Below are 22,857 nucleotides of genomic sequence, written 5' to 3' on the forward strand. Positions count from 1 at the left end.
GTGCCATTTATCGCAAAACGGCCATCTTTCATTCTGCCTTAGGCGCAGAATTTTTAACTGCCCTGGCCCAGTAAAATAAAAACCCGGCGATATGTCTCGCCGGGTTCTTATACTTTATCTGTCCGCACTATACTTTTCGCATCAGGCGCATGACGATCGATACGACGAACAGCACCAGGAAAATGAAGAACAGAACCTGGGCAATGGAAGCTGAGGCCCCTGCGATGCCGCCAAATCCGAGGACGCCGGCAATCAAAGCCACAACGAGAAACACCAGAGCGTAATAAAGCATCGCAATCTCCTTTTACGTTGCTGCGGAGATAACGGAGGCCGCCCCATTTGGTTCCCGTCGGCCTTGCCGCGGGTAGATGCACCGTCGCGCCGACCCCATTCAGCCGAGATGAAAGACGCCGTTATATGTCCGATCGCCTTCATTCGGTTCGGGAGGTTCGGCCGCATCGAGATAGGCCTTGAGCGGGCCGGTCAATACGAACCAGATGCTTGCTCCGAGCATGAAATAGGCTCCCACAGGATCGTCGATGCGGGCGATGAACGGAAGGCAGGCGGATGCGAACAACACGATGATGCGCACCGACCACTCCGCCTCGCGTTTGGCGATGGCGCGCGCTCTCAGCGACTTGTATTCCCGTGCGCCGTAACCGCCTCCCCCTGCCTTTGCCGCCGAAAGCAGCTTTCGCACGGAGGGCAGCGCCAGCATGACCAGCGCGGCAATGCTGAGCGCGAAAGGCTTGCCGGACACGACCTGCCCGCTCGCGATCAGCAGAAAGGAGAGCACAACGAGATTCCATGTCGGTTCCAGCAGCTCCGGCGGTTGCCGCGTGCGCAGATGCCAACTCCGCAGCAAGCCCGCCGCGCCGTGCAGTAGCGGCTGATCGATATAGCGATTGATCCAGTCCATGCCGATGCGCCCGTCCCCGATTGCATGAAGAGGGCTCCGAACACCACGGAATTTGGTCATCATCGTGGCGATAGCCGCCGAATCTGTTCTTCGCGTGAACGAAACTTGCAGAGACGCATCACAGTCGCAAAATCTGAAGGCGACTTCGGAACGCGGCGACACCAGCTTAGCGCAATTCCTGCGCGACCTCCCAGACATGGCCCGACGGATCCGCAAAGGCTGCCGTCCGGCGGCCCCATGGACGATCGATCGGACCATTGAGCAACGCTACTTCGAGTTTGCGCAGTTCTGCGCAAACCGCATCGACGTCGTCGACCTTGATCGTCAGCAGGACGCGTGCGCCCGAACCGGGGGATGACACGGCGGATGGCTCGACCAGCTGAGGCGCCTGTGCCGCATCGAGCAGGTTGATCATCGTTCCCGAGAATTTCAGGACAGAGGATACGTCGTCCTGATAGACGACGTCAGGTGCGAAGACCTTTTGGTAGAATGCTTTGGCCTCGCCGATATCATCGACGAACAGCGTGACGACTTCGATCCGATCCAACTGCATGGGCATTTCTCCTCCGTTGCTCCGAGCGGCCAACGATATCGCTGGCCGGCTCTTCACTGGTCGTTTCGACGCCGACGGTTTCGACATGCCGGGGCAAAAATGCCGTCAGCTTCGCAGGCCGGGCGCCTCCTGGCCGGTGCGCGCCACATATTCGGTATAGCCGCCGCCATATTGGTGGACGCCGTCGGGCGTCAGCTCCAGCACCCGGTTGGAGAGCGCGGCCAGGAAATGCCGGTCGTGCGAGACGAACAGCATCGTGCCTTCATATTGCGACAGCGCCTTGATCAGCATTTCCTTGGTGTCGAGGTCGAGATGGTTCGTCGGTTCGTCGAGCACGAGCAGGTTCGGCGGGTCGAACAGCATCATCGCCATGACGAGGCGCGCCTTCTCACCACCCGACAGTACGCGGCACCGCTTCTCGACATCGTCGCCGGAGAAGCCGAAACATCCGGCCAGCGCCCGCAGAGGCCCCTGCCCTGCCTGGGGAAAGCGGTCTTCCAGCGATTGGAAGACGGTATGCTCGCCGTCGAGAATATCCATGGCGTGCTGGGCGAAATAGCCCATCTTGACGCTGGCGCCGAGAGCCACACTGCCTTGGTCAGGCTCGGCGGTGCCCGTCACCAGCTTCAGCAGCGTCGATTTGCCGGCGCCGTTGATGCCCATGATGCACCAACGTTCCCGCCGCCGCACCATGAAATCCAGCCCCTCATAGATGCTTCGACTGCCGTATTTCTTATGCACGTTCTTCAGGCTGACCACGTCCTCGCCGGATCGCGGCGCCGGCTGGAACTCGAAGGAGACGGCCTGGCGGCGCTTGGGCGGCTCCACCCGGTCGATCTTCTCCAGCTTCTTGACGCGGCTCTGCACCTGCGAGGCATGCGAGGCGCGGGCCTTGAAGCGCTCGATGAACTTGATTTCCTTGGCGAGCATTGCCTGCTGGCGCTCGAACTGGGCCTGTTGCTGCTTCTCGTTCTGCGCCCGCTGCTGCTCATAGAATTCGTAGTCGCCGGAATAGGCCGTCAACGTGCCGCCGTCGATCTCGATGATCTTGGTGACGATGCGGTTCATGAATTCGCGGTCATGCGAGGTCATCAGCAGCGCGCCCTCGTAACCTTTCAGGAACTCCTCCAGCCAGATCAGGCTTTCCAGATCCAGATGGTTGCTCGGCTCGTCGAGCAGCATGACGTCAGGGCGCATGAGCAGGATGCGGGCGAGCGCCACGCGCATCTTCCAGCCACCCGACAGCGCGCCGACATCACCGTCCATCATCTCCTGGCTGAAGCTCAGGCCCGCAAGCACTTCGCGCGCCCGTCCCTCCAGCGCATAACCGTCCAATTCCTCATAGCGCGCCTGCACCTCGCCGTAGCGCTCGATGATCTCCTCCATATTGTCGGCCTGCTCGGGATCGGCCATGGCCGCTTCGAGCTCGCGCAATTCGCCGGCAACGATGCTGACGGGACCTGCGCCATTCATCACCTCGGCAACGGCGCTGTGCCCGGCCATCTCGCCGACATCCTGGTTAAAGTAGCCGATGGTGACGCCCCTCTCGACGGAGACCTGCCCCTCATCGGGCTGCTCCTCGCCGTTGATCATCCGGAAGACGGTCGTCTTGCCGGCGCCGTTCGGACCAACCAGGCCGATCTTCTCGCCTCGATTGAGGGCCGCGGACGCCTCGATGAAGAGGATACGGTGGCTGAGCTGCTTGCTGATATTTTCGATACGGATCATGATTTGCGCGGCGCCTGGAGAAGGAGATTTTGGCGCGCTTATGCCATGCAAGGAAACCGCAGGATAGCCCTGTTTCCTGTCCTCTCGATCAAGAGTACGACGCCGAAAAGCGAGAGCGGATTTCGGACGGCATCTTGCTCACCTTCTTTAATTTGGAACAGGATTGGATATCATCGGAACTCACGCCAACGGAGACCTGTGCCAATGAGCGTTCGTCCGCCGCAGTCCTTCCGACAATCCCAGCAGGATAAAAGCGGCTTCAACGTCCTCGAATACGAGCTGATGTCGGAACGCGCGGATTCGCTCGGACGTCACGGGCTGAAGGTGGAGGCGGCACTTGCCGCCCTGAAGGCCTGGGCTCCCGATCACCAGACTGCTGAGGAACGCGAGAGGCTTCTCAATGAAGCATCCGACGCCGTCTGGGCATTCTTCATCCAGCGTGAGATATGCGGGTTGCGGAACAACCGTGACGCTATTCAGCGCTACGGCATTCCGAATGAAGTGATCGCGAGATTAGGCGCGGTGCGGAAATAAGCACCGCGACGGCACTGCTATTGTCATCGTGGCTGCCGTCCCGCCTCTCTCTATGGGGTGGAAATACCCGGTGCGGAAAGGTATGGCTTGGTGCCGCACCAATGCGAAAGGGAGCCGCGATGCCAAGCTCAATCCGGATCGGGAATCAGGATCTCGCCGTCGAAGTCTCCTCGCTCGGCGCCGAGATGCAGGCGCTGACGACAAGCGACGGACGCTCGTGGTTATGGACCGGCGATGCGGCCTTCTGGACCGGGCGGTCGCCGATCCTGTTTCCCATCGTCGGCAAGGCGCCGGACGACAAGATAGCGATCGACGGCACGGTCTATCCGATGGCCCAGCATGGCTTTGCCCGCCGCAGCGAATTTGCGCTTGCGGCATCCACCGCAACGATGTGCCGCTACGAACTCATCGCCTCGGAGGCGACGCGGGCGGTTTATCCGTTCGATTTTCAGCTGGCTGTGGTGCATGCGGTGGAGGGCCGTGCGCTGACGGTGACGGCGGAGGTCACCAATCGCGATCAGAAGCCAATGCCGTTCGGCCTCGGGTTCCATTCGGCTTTCGCCTGGCCGCTGCCCGGTGCTGCCGGGCGCAACCATATCGTGACGCTCGCCAATGAAGGCGAGCCGGCGCTTGTGCGGCTGGCGGGTGGCCTGATCAACCCTGCGCCTCTGCCCTCGCCGTTTGATGCCGGCCGGCTGGTGCTGGATCACGCGATGTTCGAACAGGATGCGATGATCTTTCCGAGTGGGGCGGGCGACAGCTTGAGTTATGGCGCCGAAGGCGGGCCGGCCATGCAGTTCCATTTCGAAAACCTGCCCAATCTCGCGCTCTGGACCAAGCCGGGTGCGCCTTTCCTCTGCATCGAGCCCTGGCATGGAACGGCCGCGGAAGCTGGAGCATCGAACGAGCTTTCGGCGAGGTTGTCCACCACGATACTGGCGCCGGGCGCTGTGGCCCGCTTCGCCTTTACGGTCGAAATTCCGCAATAGTAAGAGCGCTCGCCGGGAAGTCGGGCGAGCGCTGTCGTTTCAGTGAGCGCCGGCGCCACCGCCGGCACGCGGTTTTTGGGTGAGCAGCAGCGCGACGGCTGCAATGGCAAGAACCACGCCGATAACGGCGAAGGTATCGCTGAAACCCATGATCAGAGCCTGGCGTTTGACGACCTGACCCAGCGCCACGACGGCCTTCTGGGCTGCAACGGCATGGTCGGAGACGCCGTGCGACAGGAAGTAGCCGGTCATCTGGTCGAGGCGATTGCGGACTTCGTCGCGGCCGAGCGTCACCGACTGGCCGATGATGTTGGAATGGAACTGCTCGCGTTTGGTCAGCACCGTGCCGAGTGTCGCCGTGCCGACAGCGCCGCCGAGATTGCGCAGCATGTTGGTCAGGCCGGAAGCGGCGGCGGCATCTGAAGGTGCAATGCCGGCAGTGGTGATGGCGGTGATCGGGGTCAGCACCAGAGCCTGGCCAATGGCGCGGACAATGTTGGGGATCCAGAACTGATCGCCCGCGGTATCGGCCGAAAGCATGATGTTCATGAAGCAGCTGATCGCAAAGATCGAAATGCCGAGGAAGCCGATGTAACGGGCATCGAAGCGCTTCATCATCATCGGCACGAGCGGGATCAACAGCAGCTGCGGCAGACCGGTCCAGGCCAGCACGTTGCCGATCTGCTCGGCATTGTAGCGCTGCACCTGGCCGAGATATTGCGGCAGGATATAGACGGTGCCGAAAAGGGCGACGCCGACCAGCACGTTGACCGCAACGCCGATGCCGAAATTGCGCTGCTTCAGCAGGCTGAGCTTGACCAGCGGCTTCTTCACGGTGAGCTCGATCCAGATGAAGGCGACGAGAAAGACGAAAGCGAGGATGCTGAGCTTGACGATGAAGGGCGAGGAGAACCAGTCCTCCTTGTTGCCTTCTTCAAGCACCGTCTGCAATGCCGACAAACCGATCGCCATCGTGACGATGCCCGCCCAATCGCCTTCCCTCAGCAGGCCGAGCTGCATCGGCTGCTTGTCGAGCGTCAGGGCAAGGGCGACTGCCATGATGGCGCTCGGGATGGCGTTGATAAAGAAGATCGTCTGCCAGCCGTAATTTTCGGTGAGATAACCGCCGATGGTCGGGCCGATTGCCGGCGCGAAAGTGACCGAAAGCGCGAAGATCGCCAGGCCGAGCGGCTGCTGGTTCTTCGGCAGCTTGGTCAGCACCATGGTGAAGGCCATCGGGATCAGCACGCCGCCGGCAAAACCCTGCAGACCGCGCAGCAGGATCATCGTGCCGAGATCATGGGCGAAGGCGCAGGCGATCGAGAACAGCGGGAAGAGGATCGAATTCACCAGGATATAGCGGCGGAACGAGAAGACGTTGCTGAAATAGGCCGTCAGCGGAATGACGACGATCTCGCCGATCAGATAGGAGGTGGAAATCCAGGCGCCATTGTCGACGCCTGTTCCGATGCCGCCCTCGATGTCGAGAAGCGAGGCATTGGTGATCTGGATGTTGAGGATCGCCATGAAGGCGCCGATCATGCCGGCGAGAACGGCGATCCAGTCCCGGGTGCTAGCCCCGGTCCTTTGTTGCGGAACAGCGATAGCTGTTGCTGTGATGGTGGACATGACACAAACTCCTCGCCGCTGGCCTAGCTGCGATCGTTCTTGGTATCGATATCAGGCTGAACGGACATGCCGGGGCGCAGATCGCCGTTTGCGGCGGCATCGCCGTCGAGCAGGATCTTCACCGGAATGCGCTGAACGACCTTGGTGAAGTTGCCGGTGGCGTTATCGGGCGGCAGCAGCGCGAATTCCTGGCCGCTTGCCGGAGCGAGGCTGTCGACATGGCCGTGATAGGTGCGGCCGGGGAACATATCGACCTCGATCTCAACCGGCTGGCCGGCCCGGACGTCGGTCAACTGCGTTTCCTTGTAGTTGGCGATGACATAGGCAGCCGTCGTCGGCACGACCGACATCAGCTGAGTGCCGGCCTGGACATATTGTCCGACGCGCAGCGTCCGGTTGCCGACGGTTCCGTCGACCGGGGCTGTTATCGTCGCATAGGAAAGGTTGAGCTCGGCCTGGCGCTGGACGGCCTGGCTGCGCGCAAGAGAGGCCCTCGCCTGGGCAAGCTCGGCATTGAGAAGATCGACCTGCTTGACGGCGGCATCGAGCGAGGCGCTGTCGCGCACGATGGTGGCCTGAGCGGCGGCGATCTGCGAGGCGGCCTGCTGGGCGGTCTGGACCGGGGCATAACCGCTGGTGGCAAGGTTCGAATAACGCTTGTTGTTCTGCTCGGCGAAGGTCTCGTTGGCGCGATCGACGTCGACGGTCGCGCGGGCCGCAGCGATCGTCGACTGCTGAATCTCGAGCGACGCCTGCTTGGCGCTGACGGTAGCTTCCGCGGCAGCGACATCGGCCTTGGCCTGATCGAGGGCCGCCTTGAAGTCGCGATCGTCGATGCGGGCAAGCGGCTGGCCTGCCTTGACGGTCTCGTTGTCCATGACGAGGACCTCGGCGAGATAGCCGGAAACCTTCGGGGCAATCGTGCTGTTGTCGGCCTTCACATAGGCATCGTCGGTCGAGATATGGAAGCGGCCGACCGTCCAGTAATCATGGCCGTAATAGGCGCCGGCGGCGATCAGCACCAGTGCGGTGGCGCCAAGTAGCAGCGAGCGGCCGCCGCGCTTGCGGGCGGGCTTTTCCTCGGCAATCGGAGCGGCGGCTTCGGCGATGCGCGGCCGCTGGCCCGCGTCCAGGCTGGCCGGGGCGGCTTCGGCGACGGTTTCGGGAGCAGCGTTGTTGTTGAGGGCATGCAGCGTCTTGATGGTCATTGTCTTTCTCCGGATGACGGTCGCCGTCTCTTGGGCTGCGGCCTCTGAAGTCGGGTGAAATCCTAATTAGGAAACTTGATGTTTTCCAAAATATGCTCTATAAAATCGATGTCAACTGGAATTTGGAAAATAGCGATGGTCCAAAATCAACAAATCGAGAAGAGGCCGAGAGGCCGGCCGCAGATTCGCTGTGACGACGACACCAAGGGTCTGATCATCAAGGCAGCAAACACCCAGTTTCACGAGAATGGCTACGCGGCGGCGAGCATCGTCACGATCGCCCAGGAGGCCGGTGTTTCCACGAAGACCCTCTACCGATTGTTCCCGACCAAGGCCGATCTCTTCGCCAGCATGATCTCCGAGCGTATCGTCGGTTTCCTGCTTGCGCTCGATCCCGCAACGCTCGCCACTGCAGACCTGAGGGACGGGCTGGAGCGCATGCTGATGGCCTATGGCATGCTGTCGCTCTCGGACGAGACGGTCACCATCATGCGCCTCGTGATAGGCGAATCGGACCGCTTTCCGGAGATCGCCACGTCCTTCTACGAACAGGCGATCCTGCGCACCAATGAGCTGATGGAGGACTGGCTGCGCCGCCAGGTCGAGCGCGGCCTCATTGCGCTCGACGATCCGCATTTGGCCTGCGGCATGCTGCGCGGCATGATGGCTATGGAGCCGCAGCGTGCGGCGATCCTGCGCCAGGAACCGCCGCCCAAGATCGAGGCGATCCAGGCGCGGGCAAAGATGTGCGCCGATCTTTTCTTGAAGGGTTGCGCGCTCTGAAGCGTCCTTCGGGCTTCAGAGCGCGATAATTTCCGCCGAAGGGCGCTGCGCGAACAGGGGACGCCCTCAGTTCGGCGGGGCGCCCAGCGCATGCAGGATGCCGCGCAGCTCGGCAAGACCGCGCATGCGGCCGATGGCGGGGTAGCCTGGTGTGACGACCTTGTCGAGATCGTCGAGCATGCGGTGGCCATGGTCCGAGCGGAAGACAATGGTGTCCTGCGCGCTGCGGCGGCGGTCTTCCGCCACCAGTTCCCGGAGGACCGCGACCATATCGACGTCGCCTTCCAAATGCGCGCTTTCATGGAACGTCCGGCCGTCGCCTTCGCGCGTCGTGGCGCGCAGATGGGCAAAATGAATGCGCGAAGCAAAACGCCGGGCGATCGCCGGCAGATCGTTTTCGGCGCGCACGCCGAGACTGCCGGTGCAATAACACATGCCGTTCGCCGCCGATGGCACCGCATCGAAAAGAGCGGCATAATCATCGGCCGTCGAGGCGATGCGCGGCAGGCCGAACAGCGAACGCGGCGGATCATCGGGATGCAGCGTCAGCTTGACACCGCGCGCTTCGGCAGCCGGCGTCACCGCCTCCAGGAATTCGATCAGGTGCCGGCGCAGCCTGGCGGCATCGATACCGCTATAGGCGACCAGCTTTTCGCGGAAGGCCGGAATGGTCAGAGGTTCGGTGGTCGAGCCAGGCAGAGCCGAGGTGATGATACGGGTGATGTCGGCGATCTCGTCGTCCGTCATCGCCTCGAAGACGATACGCGCCCGTTCGCGGTCCTCCGCGGAATAGTGCTGCGCCGCATCCGGCCGTTCCAGAATGAAGAGATCGAAGGCCGCGAAGCGCTCGTGGTCGAAGCGCATGGCGGTGGCGCCCGTCGGCGTCACGAAATCGAGTTCGGTGCGGGTCCAGTCCACCACCGGCATGAAATTATAGCAGACGATCGGAATGCCGCAGGCGGCAACCGCTTCGAGGCTGGCGATCCACGCCTCGATTTCGGCCTTGGCCTCCCCACCCTTGCGTTTGACGGCGTCGGGGATCGGGATGCTTTCGACGACAGACCAGACGAGCGGCGAACGGTCGCCAGGCGTCGTCTCGATCAGAGACTGGCGCTCGCGCACTTCCGTTTCCGTCCAGGCCCTGCCGATCGGCACCTGATGCAGCGAAGAGACAATATTCGTCGCACCCGTCTGTCGGACGTCATCCAGCGTCACCGGCGCTTCCGGTCCGAACCATCTCCAACCCTGTCGCATCCTTCTTCCTTCCCTCGCCTTTTCGTTTCATGTTGGCCTGCCGTCAGCAGAAATAATCGGGGTAACGTGCGCGCAGTTCGTCGACATCGGGAATGACGGCGCTCAGGTGATGGGTCATCGCGCTGCGTGCCGCCACCGCATCATGGGCGGCGAGCGCATCGCGGATGATCATATGTTCGTGCACCACATTGTCCATGCGCCCGAGAACCGGCAGCGTCAGCCGTCGTGCTCGGTCGAGCTGCACCTTGACCGTTTTCAGGGTCGCCCAGATGCCGGGATAACCGGAGATCTGTGCGATTGCCTCGTGAAAGGCCTCATCGTCCTCATGGAAATTCGAGGCATTGCCGGCCGCAGCATGGGTCTGCTGCCGCGCGATGATGGCGTCGAGACGGGCAATGTCTGCGGCGGTGGCGGTAAGGGCCGCGGTCTCGACAGTCGCGCCTTCGAGCGCCTTGCGTACGACGACCGCCTCGGGGATCGCCGAAACCGGCACCCGCGACACGACGGTGCTCGACTGCGGATAGATATCGACCAGTCCGCCTTCGGAAAGCCGGAGCAGCGCCTCACGGACCGGCGTGCGGCTGACGCCGAAATCATCGGCGATCCGCTTTTCCTGCAGCAGCATGCCGGGCGGCATTCGCAATGACACGATGTCGGCATGCAGGCGCTCGTAGATTGCGCCGGCCGCGGTGATACGGCGCAACCTGCCGGCAACCTCTTGCGGGGCCGGGACGACCAAAACTTCGGTTTCTGATGCCTGCCGCATAACGATACCGGGACGCTGAACCTATCTGGCATACTAGTATATTAGTTTTGTCCCCATGCCAAGACGCACTACGGTCGAGTGACGGCATGAACCTGACGAAATCAGAAGCAAACTTTGTTTGGAACTTAGGTCGGTCGAGTTGGTTGAGAACTCCAAGGAGGCGCTCATGAAAAACCCAGCACGACGCAAGATACGCGAAAGCGCGACCGACGGTGACCGGCCGGAAGTTCCGTCCGCCACGAAAACAAGCGGACGGAAGATGGCTCGGCGAGCCGCAACCGATATCAACAAGCAGAGCGTCGCGTCGCCGGCAGCCACCCGCGAGGAGGAGATCCGAAAAAGGGCCCATTCTCTGTGGGAGAAGGAAGGAAGGCCGGACGGCAAGCATCAGCATCACTGGAGCCTGGCTGAACATGAACTCGATGCACAGCAGGGCGAGGCTGACAATCCTCCAAGCCTTGCAGCATTGCGAGAGGCCTCACGCGAACATACGGATGCATTCCTCGTCAAGACGGATCTCGAAGACGCGGATCAACGCGAAGCCTCCCCCGGCACACGCGAGCAGGATTGAACTTTCTGCTTCGCGCCACTCTCAGGAAAGGTCCTCGACATGGCCGACAAACAGAACTTGAACGCCGGATTCACCGGCACGCCCACCGAGCAGCCGGAGGGATTGACCAAGGTCGCGAAGTCGGCCGCCAACGAGGTGAAGCGCGAGGTCTATGCCGTCGCCTCCGGCGCGAGGGATCACCCGCAAGCAGCAAGCGCATTGTTGCTCGCCACCGGCATGCTGGCATTCGGCCTGGGTTACCTCCTCGGTCGATCATCGGCGGAAAGTTCGACTCGCGCATACTGGCGATAATAACGGACAGGTCGATGAAGCACATGCATTGGCTCTTCAGCTAGCCCACTCGGCTGTCCACAACGGCTTTCCGACCGTGGGAACAACACCGGCGTTCGCGGCTGAGCGTCTGGCAGCCGGACGAGCTGCCGGATGTCTCAGGCGGCCGTAGTGGTTTCGGCACCGGTGAACGCGAGATCCGAGACCTCGCCCGTTGATGAATAGCCAGAGACGAGCTCCGCCAACATCGACCGCGCTGCGGTCATATCGTTCCGATCCAAGACGACATTGAGTGAGGTGAGCTTTTTCGAAAGCTCCGGCCAGAAGAGGAAATCCTCGCGCGCCTTCATGATCCGGGGATGTTCGGTCGTTTCTGGATTATCCCCGATCAACAGTTCTTCATAGAGTTTCTCGCCGGGCCTGAGGCCGGTGACGGAAAGCTCGATGTCCCCTTCGGCATTGTCCTCGTCGCGAACCGTCAGCCCGGAAAGCTCCACCATCTTGCGGGCGAGATCTGCGATGCGAACGGGCTCACCCATGTCGAGCAGGAAAACATCTCCGCCCTCGGCCATCGCGCCAGCCTGGATAACGAGTTGCGAGGCTTCCGAAATGGTCATGAAATAGCGGGTTATATCAGGGTGTGTCAGCGTCACGGGACCACCTTCCTTGATCTGCTGCCGGAAAAGCGGCACGACCGAACCGGAGGAGCCAAGGACGTTTCCGAAACGCACCATGGAGAAATTCGTTTGCAGTCTGTCAGTCGTCGACTCTGCTGCGAGCGCCTGCAGAACCATCTCCGCCAGCCGCTTGCTGGCGCCCATCACATTTGTCGGACGCACGGCCTTGTCCGTGCTGATCAGCACGAAATTCGAGACGCCGTTCTTGTTCGCCGCGCGTGCCGTGACCAGCGTCCCCATGACGTTGTTCTTGATGCCTTCCACGGCATTATGTTCGACAAGAGGCACATGCTTGTAGGCGGCGGCATGATAAAGCGTCTGAGGTCGCCAGCTCTGCATGATATGCTCGATGCGATCCTGATCACGGACGGAACAGAGAATCGGGACAATCTGCAGATTTTCATGCTTGTACAGTTCGGCCAGCTTCTGCAGCTCGGCGTGGATATTATAAAGCGCAAACTCATTCTGATCGACGAGGATCAGGCTGGAAGGGCTATTACGCAAAATCTGACGGCATAATTCGCCGCCGATCGAGCCGCCGGCACCCGTGACCATCACCACCTTGTTGCGCATCGCCTTGTCGAGCAAGGCCTGCCGCGGCGCAACCGCTTCTCTTCCGAGCAGATCTTCGATCTCCAGTTCACGGATGTCGGAGACGGCGATCCGCCCCTGAGCCAGGGCCGTAAGATCCGGCAATGTGCGAACGTTCACCCTGGCTGTGCGAATATGCTCCAGGATTTCGTTGCGGCGCTGCCGCGATGCCGATGGAAGAGCAAGAAGCACATTGTGCACGCCAAGCGTTTCGGCGAGCACCGGAAGATCCGAGGGATCGTAGATCGGCAGGCCGCCCATGATGCCGCCCTTGAGGCGCGGATCATCGTCGAGATAGCCGACAACATTGAGTTCGGCACTGTTCGTCAGGGCACCCGCCAGCTGCCGCCCGGCACTCCCTGCCCCGTAGATCAGCACCTTGGCGACCGTATTCTTGTTAAGGATGCGCTGGTAGGCATCCCCGAGCCAGTAACGGATACCCAACCTCGACAGGCCGATCCCGATCAGCAGCAGGAAGGGCTGGAGAATGCCGACGGTTCTCGGAACGCCCGGGACGCTGAGCGCCGTAAATATCGTCATGAAGGCGACGCCGTAGATGGCAATGGCCTTCAGAACCGCGATGAAAGCCGCCAGGCCGGCATAACGGAAGATCGCCCGATACATGCCCATGACGATGAAGATCGGAAGTGCCATGCACAACGAAACAAAGACCGGCAACCACTGCACGCCGGTCAGCACCGTCCATTCGTTCAGGCGGAAGCAATAGGCGAGCCAGATCGTCAGAATGCAAAAGCAGGAATCCACCAGCAAAGCCAGTGCGCGTTTGGCAACACGCGGCATCGCCAGGAGAGGAGCGACGAGCGCTTGCATCGGCAGTAACAACCATCCTGAGCGCGGCGTCCCAGCGGGGGTATTTTCAGGCATTGCTTACCAGCGTCTCGCAGATCAATCAGACAACCACCTTCTTGTCACTTTCTCCAACGAGCGCAACTGAAATAATCGGAAATCAAGGCCTTCTGCACCGCTAGTCTATCGGAAGTAGGTAACTTAATGCCTGATACCCTTGCGGCGAATGACCTTCTCGGCGGTCAAGAACAGGATGCGCATATCGAAGCCGAATGAGCGCCGCTCGAGATATTCGACATCGAATTTCACCTTCTCCGGGATCGGCAATTCGTCGCGCCCGTTGATCTGCGCCCATCCCGTCAATCCAGGCAGGAGCTTGTCGACACCGTGCGCCGTGCGCAACTCCATCAGATCATATTGGTTGTAGAGCGCCGGCCGCGGACCGACGAAGCTCATCTTCCCCTCGAGAATGCACCAAAGCTGCGGCAGTTCGTCGAGGCTGGATTTGCGCAGAAACGAGCCGATGGGTGTCAGAAACCGATCCGGATTGTCGAGCAGATGCGTGGCAACCGTCGGCGTGTCGACACGCATGCTCCGGAATTTCGGCATCAGGAAGATCTGGTTGAAACGACCGATCCGTTTTGACCAGTAGAGAACCGGTCCTGGCGAGGTTAAGCGAACACAAAGAGCGACGATCAGGATCGGAACGAGCAGGACCACCGATGCAAGCAAAGCCAGGAAAAAATCCACCGCCCGTTTCAAACCCATGCTCCGCAGCTCTTCCGCCCCACCGACGACCATCCGCCATTTGCGATTTCGCCCTGCCGTATCGTCAAAAAGCGTTTCGCGTCAACTGCGGGACGCAGTGTTTCCGCAGTTTGTGGCGGCGGGCAGTTGGGCGATTGCCCGCATAGGTGCGGTCAATTCGGCTCTGCTAATCATCGGTGGCCAGATGGTCAGGCGGCGCGAAGGCGGCGGCACGCAATAGCCAAGCGCCATGCCGCGATTCCGGTGCTATTGCTGCGGCAATTTCATCGGCCGGTCGCAAGTCACGGGGACGGATGGACGGCGGGAAGGCCTCCCGGCCGCATTTGCTCTTTCACTCAGCCCTTAGTTGCCCGGCCACATTCATAAGCGTCCTGTCGGCGCTCCTTGCGCCTAACAAGGAAAGCGAAACTTTCCCCACGTAACTGGCAATTGGAAAAGCCAGTTGCGGACAGCCGCTAAGGCCCGAAAGACACAGAAGCTCGATGCAGGCGGAACGGAATCTAGCGAAGCTTTCTGCGCCGGCATCGCGCGCTGGCGGGCTCATGGCCAAGGTCGGAAGAGCGACAATCACATTTTCGCACAGCAATCGGTCGATCTCCGCGGAAAAGAGCTTGGCGATCGCACGTGCCTCACGCACCTCCTCGTCATCCAGACGAGATCCTGACAGAAGGCGCGCAGCAATATCGGGAGCAATGGCTTCAGGGCTCCGCTCGAAGAGTGTTTTGTTGCTGTCCCAGGCTTCCCTTTGCAGGATGGTGATGAACGCCGAAGCAAGGTCGGCGAGGCTGAACGAGGAGATCGCATCTATCCTGCGGACAGGTATGGCCGCCGATCGAAGGCCGGCGATCATCTCGTCGGCAACCGCGTCGTCGATGGTTGCGAAGATATCCGCGGAAATGAGGATAGATGATGGTCGGTCATCTGCCGCGGGCGTGCCGACGGCGCTCATCACCGCAGCCATTGGTTCCAGGCTTCTCGTCATGAAACCCGGCACGTCAAAGCTTGGCGCCAGCGGACGCAGTGCCTGGTTGTCGAGGCTTCCATGTGTCGGGCGCCAGCCGATGAGGCCGTTGACGGCGGCCGGCAGCCGGATGGAGCCGGACGTGTCTGTTCCAAGCCCGATATCCGCAAGGCCCGCGGCAACCGCGACGGCCGAGCCCGACGACGACCCGCCGGGGATGAGATTGGGATCGCGCGGATTGATCGGCATGCCGAAATGGATGTTGCCGCCGATCAGGGAATAGGCGAGCTCATCCGTATTGGTTTTGCCGACGAAGCAGGCGCCGGCATCGAGCAGCGTCCGGACCAGAGGCGCCGTCGATGTCTTGATGCCGGAGGCAGCGAGTACCGTGGCGTTGCCGGCCGCTGTGGGATAGCCGGCAACGTCGAAAAGGTCTTTGACCGCCAGTCGAAGGCCGGAAAGCGGGCCGATGGACGCGTGCCCGACATCTGCATCCGGATAGGGTATAAAAGCGCTCCATGGGTCTCGCACTTGCGCCGGCCCCTAGATCTTCAGATGTTGCAGGACACGGGCGCGGCTCTCCGGACCATTGAGGCTTTCGTCTTCGATCGCCCCGAGTTTGAGAATGGCCCAGCGGTCCGCCACCGAAAGGGCAAAATCCAGATTCTGTTCGACCAGCAGGATGGTCGTGCCGCGCTTTTCGCGGTCGTCCCTCAATGCCTTGGCGATGTTCTGAACAACGGAGGGCTGCAGACCTTCGGAGATTTCGTCGATCAGCAGCAGTTTCGGACGCAGCATCAGCGCCCGCGCGAGGATCAGCATTTTCTGCTCCCCGCCCGACAGCGTGCCGGCTTTCTGTGCCAGCCGATCCCTCAGGAACGGGAAATAGGCGTAGACCCGCTCCAGGGCAGATGCCAGATCCCGATCGCCTTTGAGCGCGAGGCGCAGATTGTCGCGGATGGAGAGGTCCTGAAACAACGGCAATTCCTGAGGGGCGTAGCCGATGCCGGAAGCGATCAACTCGGCGGGCTTCCTGTCGGTGATGGCAGCGCCATCGACCTCGATCTTGCCCTTGCCGACGCGCAGGAAGCCAAGGATTGTCTTCAGCAGCGTCGTTTTGCCCATGCCGTTCTTGCCCATGAGGGCGAAGATTTCGCCGGACCGGATGGCAAGCGACACGCCATTGACGACATCCACCGCGCCATATCCGCTCGATACGCCGCTGAGTTTGAGTTTGAACGCGTCAGCCATGGGCGCCTCCTGCGTAGATGGTGCGAACCGTTTCGGAATTGACCACGTCATTCACCGTGCCGTCGAGAACGAGCTTGCCCTGGTGGAGAACCACGATGCGACTCGATATGTCGCGCACGAAATCCAGATCGTGTTCGACCAGGATGGCGGCGAAACCCATCTCGTCCGTCAGTTTCTTGAGGATGGCTCCGATGGTCATGCGCTCGGTCTTGGTAAGACCCGCCGTCGGTTCGTCGAGAAGAATGATGCGTGGTTCCAGAGCGACGACCATCGCCAGTTCGAGAGCCTGCCTTTGACCATGCGACAGCAGCAAGACCGGCTTGTCCAACATGTCGGCCATGCCGGTGAGCGTCAGGATCTCAGCTGCAGCGGCCGGCAGCATGATCTCGGCGAGCGATCGCATCGGACTGGGTGTCTCGCGGCTGAAACGCGCCATCTTGAGGCATTCGCCGATGGTCATGCTGTCGAAGATGCTGGCAACCTGGAATTTGCGGCCGACGCCGAGAGCGACGATCCGTTCCGGTGCATGACCGGCGATATTCGTGCCGATGATATCCACTTGACCTTCGATCTGCTGGGTACCGTCCGACAGGCAACGCATCAGCGTGGTCTTGCCGGCGCCATTGGGGCCGACCAGGCTGACGAGTTCTCCGGCGCCGATTTCAAGGTCGATGCCCTTGAGGACGGAGAGGCTGCCATAGGACTTGCCGAGACCGCGGATCGACAGAAGGCTTTTGCCTGCCAACGGACCGTCCTCGGCGACGATGCGCGTCGGCAAGGACTTCAGAGTGCTGCTGGAGTTGGCCGACTGCAGGAATCGCGTCACCAGGGAAGCGAGGCCGCCCGGCAAAAGGATGATCATGGCGACGAAGAGCGCACCGATGATCAATTGCCACAGGAAGGGCAGATCGCCCGAAAGGCTGGCGCTCAGATAGTCGATGCCGATTGCGCCGAACAAGGGTCCGATGATCGTTCCCCGGCCACCGAGCGCCGTCCAGACGACGAGTTCGGTTCCGAATACGAAGCCGGTATTCTCGGGTGCGACGACACCGGATGCGTTGGCATAAAGGAAGCCGGCCAGGCCGCATACGCCAGCCAGAACGGCCGTCAGGACGATCTTCAGCCGAGCGGGGTTCATGCCGAGATAGGCGATGCGGGCTTCGTTGTCGCGAATTGCAACCAGCAGACGGCCGGCGTCCGACCGGACGAAGACGATGGCAAGAACGGCCAAGACCAGCAGGCACGCGCCCGACAGGCGAAAATAGCCGGGAAGCCCGAGCGGGAGGGTTTCGTAACCGACAAGGCCGCTCGACGAACCGGTCCAGGTGCCGCCGGAAAAGATGAGTTGGGTGACGACGATCGGCACCACGAGCGAGATCACGGTGGCATAGAGCGGTGTCGATCCGTGATAGAACGACAGCCAGCCGACGGCGAAGCCAAGCACGAGCGGAACGAACACGGCGGCGACAAGGGCGACGACGAAAAGCGCCGGGCTTGCGCCGATATGGGTGAGAACCATGGCGGTGGCATAGGCGCCCACGCCAAAGAATGCCGCCTGCCCGAAGGTGAGAACGCCCGTATAGCCCCAGAGCAAGTCGACGGTAATCGCCAGCATGGCGTAGATCATCGAACGCGTCAGCACGTTGAGGCTGAAGCGGCCGAGAAACATCGGTCCGATGACGATCAGCAGGAGAGCCGCGAGCGCCAGCGTCAGAAGAAGGACAAGCCGGAGTTTTTGTCTATTAGGCACGGGCAAATCCCTTCGGACGTATGCGCAGTGTGATCGCGCAGAGGACGGCCACGGTGATGCCGCCGAGGATTGGGCTGAAATAGGTGCTGACGAGCACTTGGGCGGCCCCGAAGATGAGGCAGGCGGCAGCAAGCGCAGTGAAAGAAGAGCCTGCGACCATCACCAGCATGAAGGCGCCCGTCAGCCAGGCGACGCCCATATTGGGATCGACGCTGGTCAGCGGCGCGAGCAGCACGCCGGCAAGGGCCGCAAGGCCGGTGCCGATCATGAAGGTCGCGAGCCGCACCTTTTCGGTATCGATACCGAGCCCGCGCGCCAGGGTTTCGTTCATGATGACTGCCCGGGCGGAGAGACCAAGCCTTGTCCCATCGAGCAGCAAGGTGAAGCCGAGACCCAGACAGATGGCGGCGACAATGGCGAAAAGACGGTAGGCCGAGTAGCCGGTGCCAAAGAGATCGAAGGTGCCCGGCAGCAGCGCCGGCGTGAACTGCACGTCGCGGCCAAACCACAGCGTGATCAGCTGGCCGATGACGATGCCAAGGCCCCAGGTTGCAAGAATGGCGTCGAGCGGGCGGCGATAGAGAGGCCGTACGATGAACCGTTCGGCAACACCGCCGAGGATCGCGCCGACCAGAAACGCAAAGGGGATGGCAAGCCATGGATTGAGACCGAACCCGCTGACGACAACAGCGCAGTAAGCCCCGATGGTCAGCCATGCGCCATGCGCGAAATTGATGATCTTCAGCACGCCGAAGATCGCAAGCAGCCCGGCGGCAACGATGAAGAGAATGGCCGCAGTGCTGACGATATCGAGAAAGAGCGTCATTTCTAGAACTCCGATGCTGGAGGCGGGGCGCCCTGCCCCGCCACGCTGGTTTCAGAGATTCGGGCACTGATCGCCGGGATCGACGTCCTTGAAGCTATCGACGACTGCAACGCTGCCGTCGTCCTTGACCTGGCCAAGATACATCGTCAGCGGCGCGTGGTGCTGCTTGTTCATGGAGATCTTGCCGCGCGGACCGGTGAAGGAGACGTCAGGAAGGGCTTTGAGCACGTCCGCCGTATCCGTGTTGCCAGCCTTTTCGACGGCTGCCTTGTAAAGGTAGATCGCTTCATATTGCGGCACGGAGAGATCGTTCGGCGTGCGCAGTTCCTTGCCGAACTTCTTGTCCATGGCCGAGAGAAAAGCCTTGTTTTCCGGGCTGTCGATGCCGGTGACGTAGGAGGCCGAAAGGAAGATGTCCTTGGCATCCGCGCCCATGCTCTTGGCGGTGCCTTCGTCGACCGCGAGATTGCCGTAAGGCAGGGTGACGCCAGACGAACGCAACTGCTTGGTCAAGGTCACGTTCGGTGCGCCGCCGGCCGTCGAGGTGATGATCGCATCGGCGCCGGAGGAGCGGACCTTGGAGATGATGGCCGTCCAATCGCTGCCGTCGATCGGCAGATATTCCTCGCCGACGATCTGAGCACCGGCTTTTTCGATATAGCCCTTGGCGAAGGTCAGCATGCCGCGTCCGAAGGCATAGTCCGAACCGATCAGGAAGAACTTCTTTGCGCCCTGTTTGCTGATGAAATTGTCGACGACAGGCGGCACCTGCTGTTCTGGAACCCAGGCATCGACGAAAAGATTGGCGTTGCAGGATTTGCCTTCGTAGAAGGACGTGTAGATGTATGGCACCTCACCCTTGGAAACGATCGGCAGGCCGGCATTGCGCGCAGCACTCGTCTCCATGGAGATGATGACGTTCACCTCCTTCTGGAAAACCAGGGAATCGAAGGCCTTTTGCGCGCCGGCCGCCCCTGATGCATCGTCGGCGATCTCAAGCTCCAATGGCCGCCCGAGCACGCCGCCTTTGGCATTGATTTCTTCGACGGCGAGCTCCGCAGCTTGGACGACGGACGGCGCAACCACGCTGTTTGCGCCTGAAAGCCCGACCGGCACGCCGATCTTGATCGGATCCTCGGCGAAAGCTGCGGTGGCGAATGCCGCAGATGCCAGTGTAAGGATTATGGTTTTCATTTGCATTTTGTTCCCCTTTCTTGAGTGGATTGACATTACCCGTAGACATCGGCTCGGCGGTCGCCGAGCAGATGATTGAAGCTGTTGAGCGTGCGGGTTTCCGTCACGCTCGACAGATCGATTTGCGCAAGGAGGATTTCCTCGCGATCGGCACTGGCCGGACCAGAGATCGGCCAACCCTGCGGGCCGACGATCAGGCTGCGGCCGATGAAGGACTGGCCGCGCTCGATGCCGATCCGGTCGGCGCAGGCGATGTAAAGGCCATTGGTGTGGGCGGCCGCCTTATGGAGGATATTGGCCATCGGCTCGGGAACGCCTTCGGCACCGGCCATCGGGACCCAGTTGGTGGGCACGCAGACCAGCTCGGCGCCGGCCAGGGCCAACTGACGAAACGTTTCCGGAAACCAGCCATCGTAGCAGATGGCAATGCCGATACGGCCAAAAGGCAGGTCGAATATCGGCAGTCCGAGATCGCCTTTTCTGAAAAGACGGTTTTCGTTGTTCCACAGATGGAGCTTGCGGTATTTGCCGATATATCCCTCGGGGCCGCAAAGAAGAGCACTGTTGTAAAACCGGTCGCCATCCTGCTCGGCAATGCCGCTGACGATGTAAAGGCCAAACTCCTCGGCAAGGCGGCGGAGCGTCTCGGCACTCGGGCCGCCGGGTACCGGGCCGGCCAATGCGGCAACCTCCTCGCCGTCACGGAAGGTGTAGCCGCTATCGGCCAGTTCCGGCAGAACGACGATCTCCGCGCCTTGGGTCTTCGCCGCCTTCGCCAGCCGCTCGATAGCCGCGAGATTACCGGCGCGATCACCGATGATCGGTTCGAACTGGACGGTTGCGACGGTTACCGCCCGTGCGGTTGAGGTCTTGACACTCAATCTTGTCTCCAAACGCAAAAAACCTCTGGCACGGAATTCAATCCGTGAACCAGAGGCTACATAGCCATGATGTGAATGCGGCAGCCCTGCCGCTGAGCAAACCTGCTCGTTGTCGTTAGGCTTGCACGAAAGAATGTGACCGTCAAGCCGCGTCAGCAGGCATTTTCAGCGACGCAAGTGCTGGCAACTTACGGTTGAGTTTTTGCGCCGATGGAAAGTCCGAGGCTTTTCATGGTGTCTTGCGCGGCAATGATGGATTCGGCGATCGTCGCCATCGGAACGCGCTTTGACGTCGCCTGATCGCGCAAGAGCTTATAGGCCGCGGCCTCGTCGAGACCATTCATGGCCCGCAGCGCTGAAACGGCTTTTTCGACCAGCCGGCGACTTTTCAAGGTTTCCTCGAGTTTCTGCACCTTGCCGGCGAGCCGCTTTTCGTAGCTCTGCCGATAGCGTGCAAGCGCAAATTGCGTCAGGATGCCGAGCGGCCGCAACGGTTTGCTGATAACGCCGTGGGCGTTGAGATCGATGATCGCCTGGAGGGCTGTCGGGCTCTCATAGGTCACGATGGCGATGATCGCCGTCTGCTGGAGGTCGATGATCTCAAGCGCGTGCTCGACATGCACATCCTCGACATGCAGGAAGACGGTGTCCACGTCGGGAGGCAAGGCTGGCGGAAGCGGCCAGGTGGCCCGGACCTCGCAGCCAAGGCGCTTGAGGTGAGCGATCAGCACGTTGCCGTCCTCGTCACGCGGATGGACAACCAGAACGCGTGCGCGCCGCAGATCCTGAACGATCCTGCTCGGTCCCGCCATCTCAGGCCTCCAGCCAGACGTCTTCGAACCTCGACGCCGTCAGATACGGGTCCGGCCGGATCGGGCCAGGCGCCTGCCAGGCAATGTCGAAAAGCCCATCGGCGCGCGCCACACCGATGCGGGGATGCAACCAGAGGTGACGGGTATCGGCGTCGAAGTTGATCCGGCCCTCTGGAGCAAGATAATCTTCCAGAAGGATTTCTTCGGAAATGCGATGGGTCTCGAGCGAGCCGGCCCGGGCAAGTGCGCGGGCGAAAAGGTGAACCTGCGCATAGGCCGGTTGCGACCAGACGCTCGTGGTGAAGTCCTGGCCGAAACGGGCCTTGAATGCCCCCACGAAGCGCTCGTTCGCCTCGTTCTCGACCGTCTGGAAATAGGTCGCCGAAAGAATATGGCCGGTGCAGGCGTCGGCTCCGATCTCGCGAATCTCACTCTCGGCCATGGTCAGGCTGGCAATCGGAACCCGCGTCCGATCGATTCCGGCCTCGGCATACATGCGGTAGAAACGCTGTGCCGGCCGGCCGATGATCGTCGAGAAGATGGCATCGGGCTTGAGACGGACGATATCGGAAATCACCGAACGCAAGGTTTGTTCGTCGGCATGAAGAGGAAGATATCGCTCGCTGATGACTTCACCGCCCTTTGCCTCTACCACATCCCGCATGACCCGATTGGATTCGCGCGGATAAATATAATCCGCGCCGACGAAGTAGATCCGGCGTCCATGGTGGCGCAGAAGGTATTCCGCAAGCGCGAAGGTGTTCTGATTGAGGGTGGCGCCGGTATAGACTACATTCTCCGAATATTCGAAACCTTCGTACATCGACGGATAAAACAGCAGTCCGTTGTGCCGTTCGACGATCTGCAGCACCGCCTTTCGGCTGGCCGACATCGAGGCACCGAAAATGATATTGACGTCGTCATCGGCGAGCAGGCGCCGGGCCAGATTGCGATAGGCGGTTTGGTCCCCGCCCGGATCATAGGCGATCGGAACGATGGGCTTGCCAAGCACGCCCCCCGCCGCATTGACTTCCTCGATCGCAAGTGCGGTGCCAAGAAAGTGCTCGGTTTCCGTAATTTCGCTAATTCCGCTTCTGGAAAACAGCACTCCCACCCGCCATTCGGAGCTTGTCAT

23 protein-coding genes and 1 pseudogene are annotated in these 22,857 nt (G+C 61.1%); 6 read left to right on the top strand and 18 right to left on the bottom strand.

The genetic code is table 11. The features are described 5' to 3' along the window. Window positions 1-127: 127 nt before the first annotated feature. From NE851_RS04935 to NE851_RS04950, 4 genes are all read right to left on the bottom strand, one after another. Window positions 128-292, bottom strand: coding sequence for a DUF1328 domain-containing protein (locus tag NE851_RS04935; protein ID WP_028756510.1), 165 nt, complete (start codon window positions 290-292; stop codon window positions 128-130). 99 nt (window positions 293-391) lie between these two features. Then, on the bottom strand, window positions 392-982 hold the full coding sequence (locus NE851_RS04940; protein ID WP_097622815.1) for a hypothetical protein: 591 nt from the start codon (window positions 980-982) through the stop codon (window positions 392-394). A gap of 103 nt (window positions 983-1,085) precedes the next feature. After that, the gene (locus tag NE851_RS04945; protein WP_097622816.1) at window positions 1,086-1,478 is read right to left on the bottom strand and encodes a VOC family protein; all 393 of its coding nucleotides are present in this window, start codon (window positions 1,476-1,478) and stop codon (window positions 1,086-1,088) included. A 99-nt stretch (window positions 1,479-1,577) separates the two neighbouring features. Then, the gene (locus NE851_RS04950) at window positions 1,578-3,200 is read right to left on the bottom strand and encodes an ABC-F family ATP-binding cassette domain-containing protein (protein WP_097622817.1); all 1,623 of its coding nucleotides are present in this window, start codon (window positions 3,198-3,200) and stop codon (window positions 1,578-1,580) included. 204 nt (window positions 3,201-3,404) lie between these two features. Between NE851_RS04950 and NE851_RS04955 the strand changes: the two genes are divergently transcribed. Together NE851_RS04955 and NE851_RS04960 are read left to right on the top strand one after the other, a co-directional pair. Next, window positions 3,405-3,734 (top strand): DUF6665 family protein, encoded by a 330-nt coding sequence (locus NE851_RS04955; protein WP_047613256.1) that lies wholly within the window; start codon window positions 3,405-3,407, stop codon window positions 3,732-3,734. A 119-nt stretch (window positions 3,735-3,853) separates the two neighbouring features. Further along, complete coding sequence (locus NE851_RS04960) at window positions 3,854-4,723, top strand: aldose 1-epimerase family protein (protein WP_097622846.1); 870 nt, start codon at window positions 3,854-3,856, stop codon at window positions 4,721-4,723. Window positions 4,724-4,762: 39 nt separating this feature from the next. Here NE851_RS04960 and NE851_RS04965 read toward each other — a convergent pair whose 3' ends face one another. Then, a complete protein-coding gene (locus NE851_RS04965; RefSeq protein ID WP_097622818.1) occupies window positions 4,763-6,352 on the bottom strand; it encodes a DHA2 family efflux MFS transporter permease subunit in 1,590 nt (529 codons plus the stop codon). Between the two features lie 23 nt (window positions 6,353-6,375). Then, window positions 6,376-7,560 (bottom strand): HlyD family secretion protein, encoded by a 1,185-nt coding sequence (locus tag NE851_RS04970; protein WP_254955492.1) that lies wholly within the window; start codon window positions 7,558-7,560, stop codon window positions 6,376-6,378. A gap of 135 nt (window positions 7,561-7,695) precedes the next feature. On the opposite strand from NE851_RS04970, the gene NE851_RS04975 reads away from it, so the two are divergent. Continuing rightward, on the top strand, window positions 7,696-8,343 hold the full coding sequence (locus tag NE851_RS04975; RefSeq protein WP_254955493.1) for a TetR/AcrR family transcriptional regulator: 648 nt from the start codon (window positions 7,696-7,698) through the stop codon (window positions 8,341-8,343). 66 nt (window positions 8,344-8,409) lie between these two features. On the opposite strand, the gene uxuA is transcribed toward NE851_RS04975, so the two are convergent. Together uxuA and NE851_RS04985 are read right to left on the bottom strand one after the other, a co-directional pair. Beyond that, window positions 8,410-9,597, bottom strand: a complete 1,188-nt coding sequence (gene uxuA, locus NE851_RS04980) for a mannonate dehydratase (protein ID WP_063476192.1) — start codon at window positions 9,595-9,597, stop codon at window positions 8,410-8,412. Window positions 9,598-9,640: 43 nt separating this feature from the next. Beyond that, entirely contained in the window at window positions 9,641-10,363 is a 723-nt protein-coding gene (locus NE851_RS04985) for a GntR family transcriptional regulator (protein WP_028756500.1), read from the bottom strand. Window positions 10,364-10,529: 166 nt separating this feature from the next. Between NE851_RS04985 and NE851_RS04990 the strand changes: the two genes are divergently transcribed. Together NE851_RS04990 and NE851_RS04995 are read left to right on the top strand one after the other, a co-directional pair. Beyond that, on the top strand, window positions 10,530-10,934 hold the full coding sequence (locus tag NE851_RS04990) for a DUF2934 domain-containing protein (RefSeq protein ID WP_028756499.1): 405 nt from the start codon (window positions 10,530-10,532) through the stop codon (window positions 10,932-10,934). Between the two features lie 39 nt (window positions 10,935-10,973). Continuing rightward, entirely contained in the window at window positions 10,974-11,225 is a 252-nt protein-coding gene (locus NE851_RS04995; RefSeq protein WP_028756498.1) for a hypothetical protein, read from the top strand. Between the two features lie 137 nt (window positions 11,226-11,362). Here NE851_RS04995 and NE851_RS05000 read toward each other — a convergent pair whose 3' ends face one another. Continuing rightward, complete coding sequence (locus NE851_RS05000; RefSeq protein ID WP_047613263.1) at window positions 11,363-13,357, bottom strand: polysaccharide biosynthesis protein; 1,995 nt, start codon at window positions 13,355-13,357, stop codon at window positions 11,363-11,365. Between the two features lie 123 nt (window positions 13,358-13,480). Further along, window positions 13,481-14,047 carry a sugar transferase gene (locus NE851_RS05005; RefSeq protein ID WP_028756496.1) on the bottom strand — a complete coding sequence of 189 codons (567 nt, stop codon included), beginning with the start codon at window positions 14,045-14,047 and terminating at the stop codon, window positions 13,481-13,483. 109 nt (window positions 14,048-14,156) lie between these two features. Here NE851_RS05005 and NE851_RS05010 point away from each other — a divergent pair. Further along, window positions 14,157-14,237, top strand: a pseudogene (locus NE851_RS05010) (DMT family transporter); the annotation flags it as partial. Between the two features lie 141 nt (window positions 14,238-14,378). Here NE851_RS05010 and NE851_RS05015 read toward each other — a convergent pair. The 8 genes from NE851_RS05015 to NE851_RS05050 form a co-directional block, all read right to left on the bottom strand. Then, window positions 14,379-15,539 (bottom strand): amidase family protein, encoded by a 1,161-nt coding sequence (locus NE851_RS05015; protein ID WP_047613264.1) that lies wholly within the window; start codon window positions 15,537-15,539, stop codon window positions 14,379-14,381. Between the two features lie 12 nt (window positions 15,540-15,551). After that, window positions 15,552-16,259 (bottom strand): ABC transporter ATP-binding protein, encoded by a 708-nt coding sequence (locus NE851_RS05020; RefSeq protein ID WP_047613265.1) that lies wholly within the window; start codon window positions 16,257-16,259, stop codon window positions 15,552-15,554. Next, complete coding sequence (locus NE851_RS05025; protein WP_245434808.1) at window positions 16,252-18,009, bottom strand: branched-chain amino acid ABC transporter ATP-binding protein/permease; 1,758 nt, start codon at window positions 18,007-18,009, stop codon at window positions 16,252-16,254. Before NE851_RS05025 ends, NE851_RS05020 begins: the two co-directional genes overlap by 8 nt. Beyond that, window positions 18,002-18,835, bottom strand: a complete 834-nt coding sequence (locus NE851_RS05030) for a branched-chain amino acid ABC transporter permease (protein WP_028756474.1) — start codon at window positions 18,833-18,835, stop codon at window positions 18,002-18,004. The genes NE851_RS05025 and NE851_RS05030 overlap by 8 nt, the downstream gene beginning before the upstream one ends. A 51-nt stretch (window positions 18,836-18,886) precedes the next feature. Then, window positions 18,887-20,035, bottom strand: a complete 1,149-nt coding sequence (locus NE851_RS05035; protein WP_047613269.1) for a substrate-binding protein — start codon at window positions 20,033-20,035, stop codon at window positions 18,887-18,889. A 29-nt stretch (window positions 20,036-20,064) separates the two neighbouring features. Then, on the bottom strand, window positions 20,065-20,910 hold the full coding sequence (locus NE851_RS05040; protein WP_028756476.1) for a nitrilase family protein: 846 nt from the start codon (window positions 20,908-20,910) through the stop codon (window positions 20,065-20,067). Window positions 20,911-21,098: 188 nt separating this feature from the next. After that, a complete protein-coding gene (locus NE851_RS05045) occupies window positions 21,099-21,722 on the bottom strand; it encodes an ANTAR domain-containing response regulator (RefSeq protein ID WP_028756477.1) in 624 nt (207 codons plus the stop codon). A gap of 1 nt (window position 21,723) precedes the next feature. After that, window positions 21,724-22,857 (bottom strand): transporter substrate-binding domain-containing protein, encoded by a 1,134-nt coding sequence (locus NE851_RS05050; RefSeq protein WP_097594732.1) that lies wholly within the window; start codon window positions 22,855-22,857, stop codon window positions 21,724-21,726.

Source organism: Rhizobium anhuiense bv. trifolii, from assembly GCF_024346605.1.
Classification (GTDB): domain Bacteria; phylum Pseudomonadota; class Alphaproteobacteria; order Rhizobiales; family Rhizobiaceae; genus Rhizobium; species Rhizobium anhuiense.

Bases quoted from the DNA above. Each gene is read 5' to 3' on its own strand.
- NE851_RS04935 (WP_028756510.1), bottom strand. From the start codon at position 292: ATGCTTTATTACGCTCTGGTGTTTCTCGTTGTGGCTTTGATTGCCGGC.
- NE851_RS04940 (WP_097622815.1), bottom strand. From the start codon at position 982: ATGATGACCAAATTCCGTGGTGTTCGGAGCCCTCTTCATGCAATCGGG.
- NE851_RS04945 (WP_097622816.1), bottom strand. From the start codon at position 1,478: ATGCCCATGCAGTTGGATCGGATCGAAGTCGTCACGCTGTTCGTCGAT.
- NE851_RS04950 (WP_097622817.1), bottom strand. From the start codon at position 3,200: ATGATCCGTATCGAAAATATCAGCAAGCAGCTCAGCCACCGTATCCTC.
- NE851_RS04955 (WP_047613256.1), top strand. From the start codon at position 3,405: ATGAGCGTTCGTCCGCCGCAGTCCTTCCGACAATCCCAGCAGGATAAA.
- NE851_RS04960 (WP_097622846.1), top strand. From the start codon at position 3,854: ATGCCAAGCTCAATCCGGATCGGGAATCAGGATCTCGCCGTCGAAGTC.
- NE851_RS04965 (WP_097622818.1), bottom strand. From the start codon at position 6,352: ATGTCCACCATCACAGCAACAGCTATCGCTGTTCCGCAACAAAGGACC.
- NE851_RS04970 (WP_254955492.1), bottom strand. From the start codon at position 7,560: ATGACCATCAAGACGCTGCATGCCCTCAACAACAACGCTGCTCCCGAA.
- NE851_RS04975 (WP_254955493.1), top strand. From the start codon at position 7,696: ATGGTCCAAAATCAACAAATCGAGAAGAGGCCGAGAGGCCGGCCGCAG.
- uxuA (WP_063476192.1), bottom strand. From the start codon at position 9,597: ATGCGACAGGGTTGGAGATGGTTCGGACCGGAAGCGCCGGTGACGCTG.
- NE851_RS04985 (WP_028756500.1), bottom strand. From the start codon at position 10,363: ATGCGGCAGGCATCAGAAACCGAAGTTTTGGTCGTCCCGGCCCCGCAA.
- NE851_RS04990 (WP_028756499.1), top strand. From the start codon at position 10,530: ATGAAAAACCCAGCACGACGCAAGATACGCGAAAGCGCGACCGACGGT.
- NE851_RS04995 (WP_028756498.1), top strand. From the start codon at position 10,974: ATGGCCGACAAACAGAACTTGAACGCCGGATTCACCGGCACGCCCACC.
- NE851_RS05000 (WP_047613263.1), bottom strand. From the start codon at position 13,357: ATGCCTGAAAATACCCCCGCTGGGACGCCGCGCTCAGGATGGTTGTTA.
- NE851_RS05005 (WP_028756496.1), bottom strand. From the start codon at position 14,047: ATGGGTTTGAAACGGGCGGTGGATTTTTTCCTGGCTTTGCTTGCATCG.
- NE851_RS05020 (WP_047613265.1), bottom strand. From the start codon at position 16,259: ATGGCTGACGCGTTCAAACTCAAACTCAGCGGCGTATCGAGCGGATAT.
- NE851_RS05030 (WP_028756474.1), bottom strand. From the start codon at position 18,835: ATGACGCTCTTTCTCGATATCGTCAGCACTGCGGCCATTCTCTTCATC.
- NE851_RS05035 (WP_047613269.1), bottom strand. From the start codon at position 20,035: ATGCAAATGAAAACCATAATCCTTACACTGGCATCTGCGGCATTCGCC.
- NE851_RS05045 (WP_028756477.1), bottom strand. From the start codon at position 21,722: ATGGCGGGACCGAGCAGGATCGTTCAGGATCTGCGGCGCGCACGCGTT.
- NE851_RS05050 (WP_097594732.1), bottom strand. From the start codon at position 22,857: ATGACAAGCTCCGAATGGCGGGTGGGAGTGCTGTTTTCCAGAAGCGGA.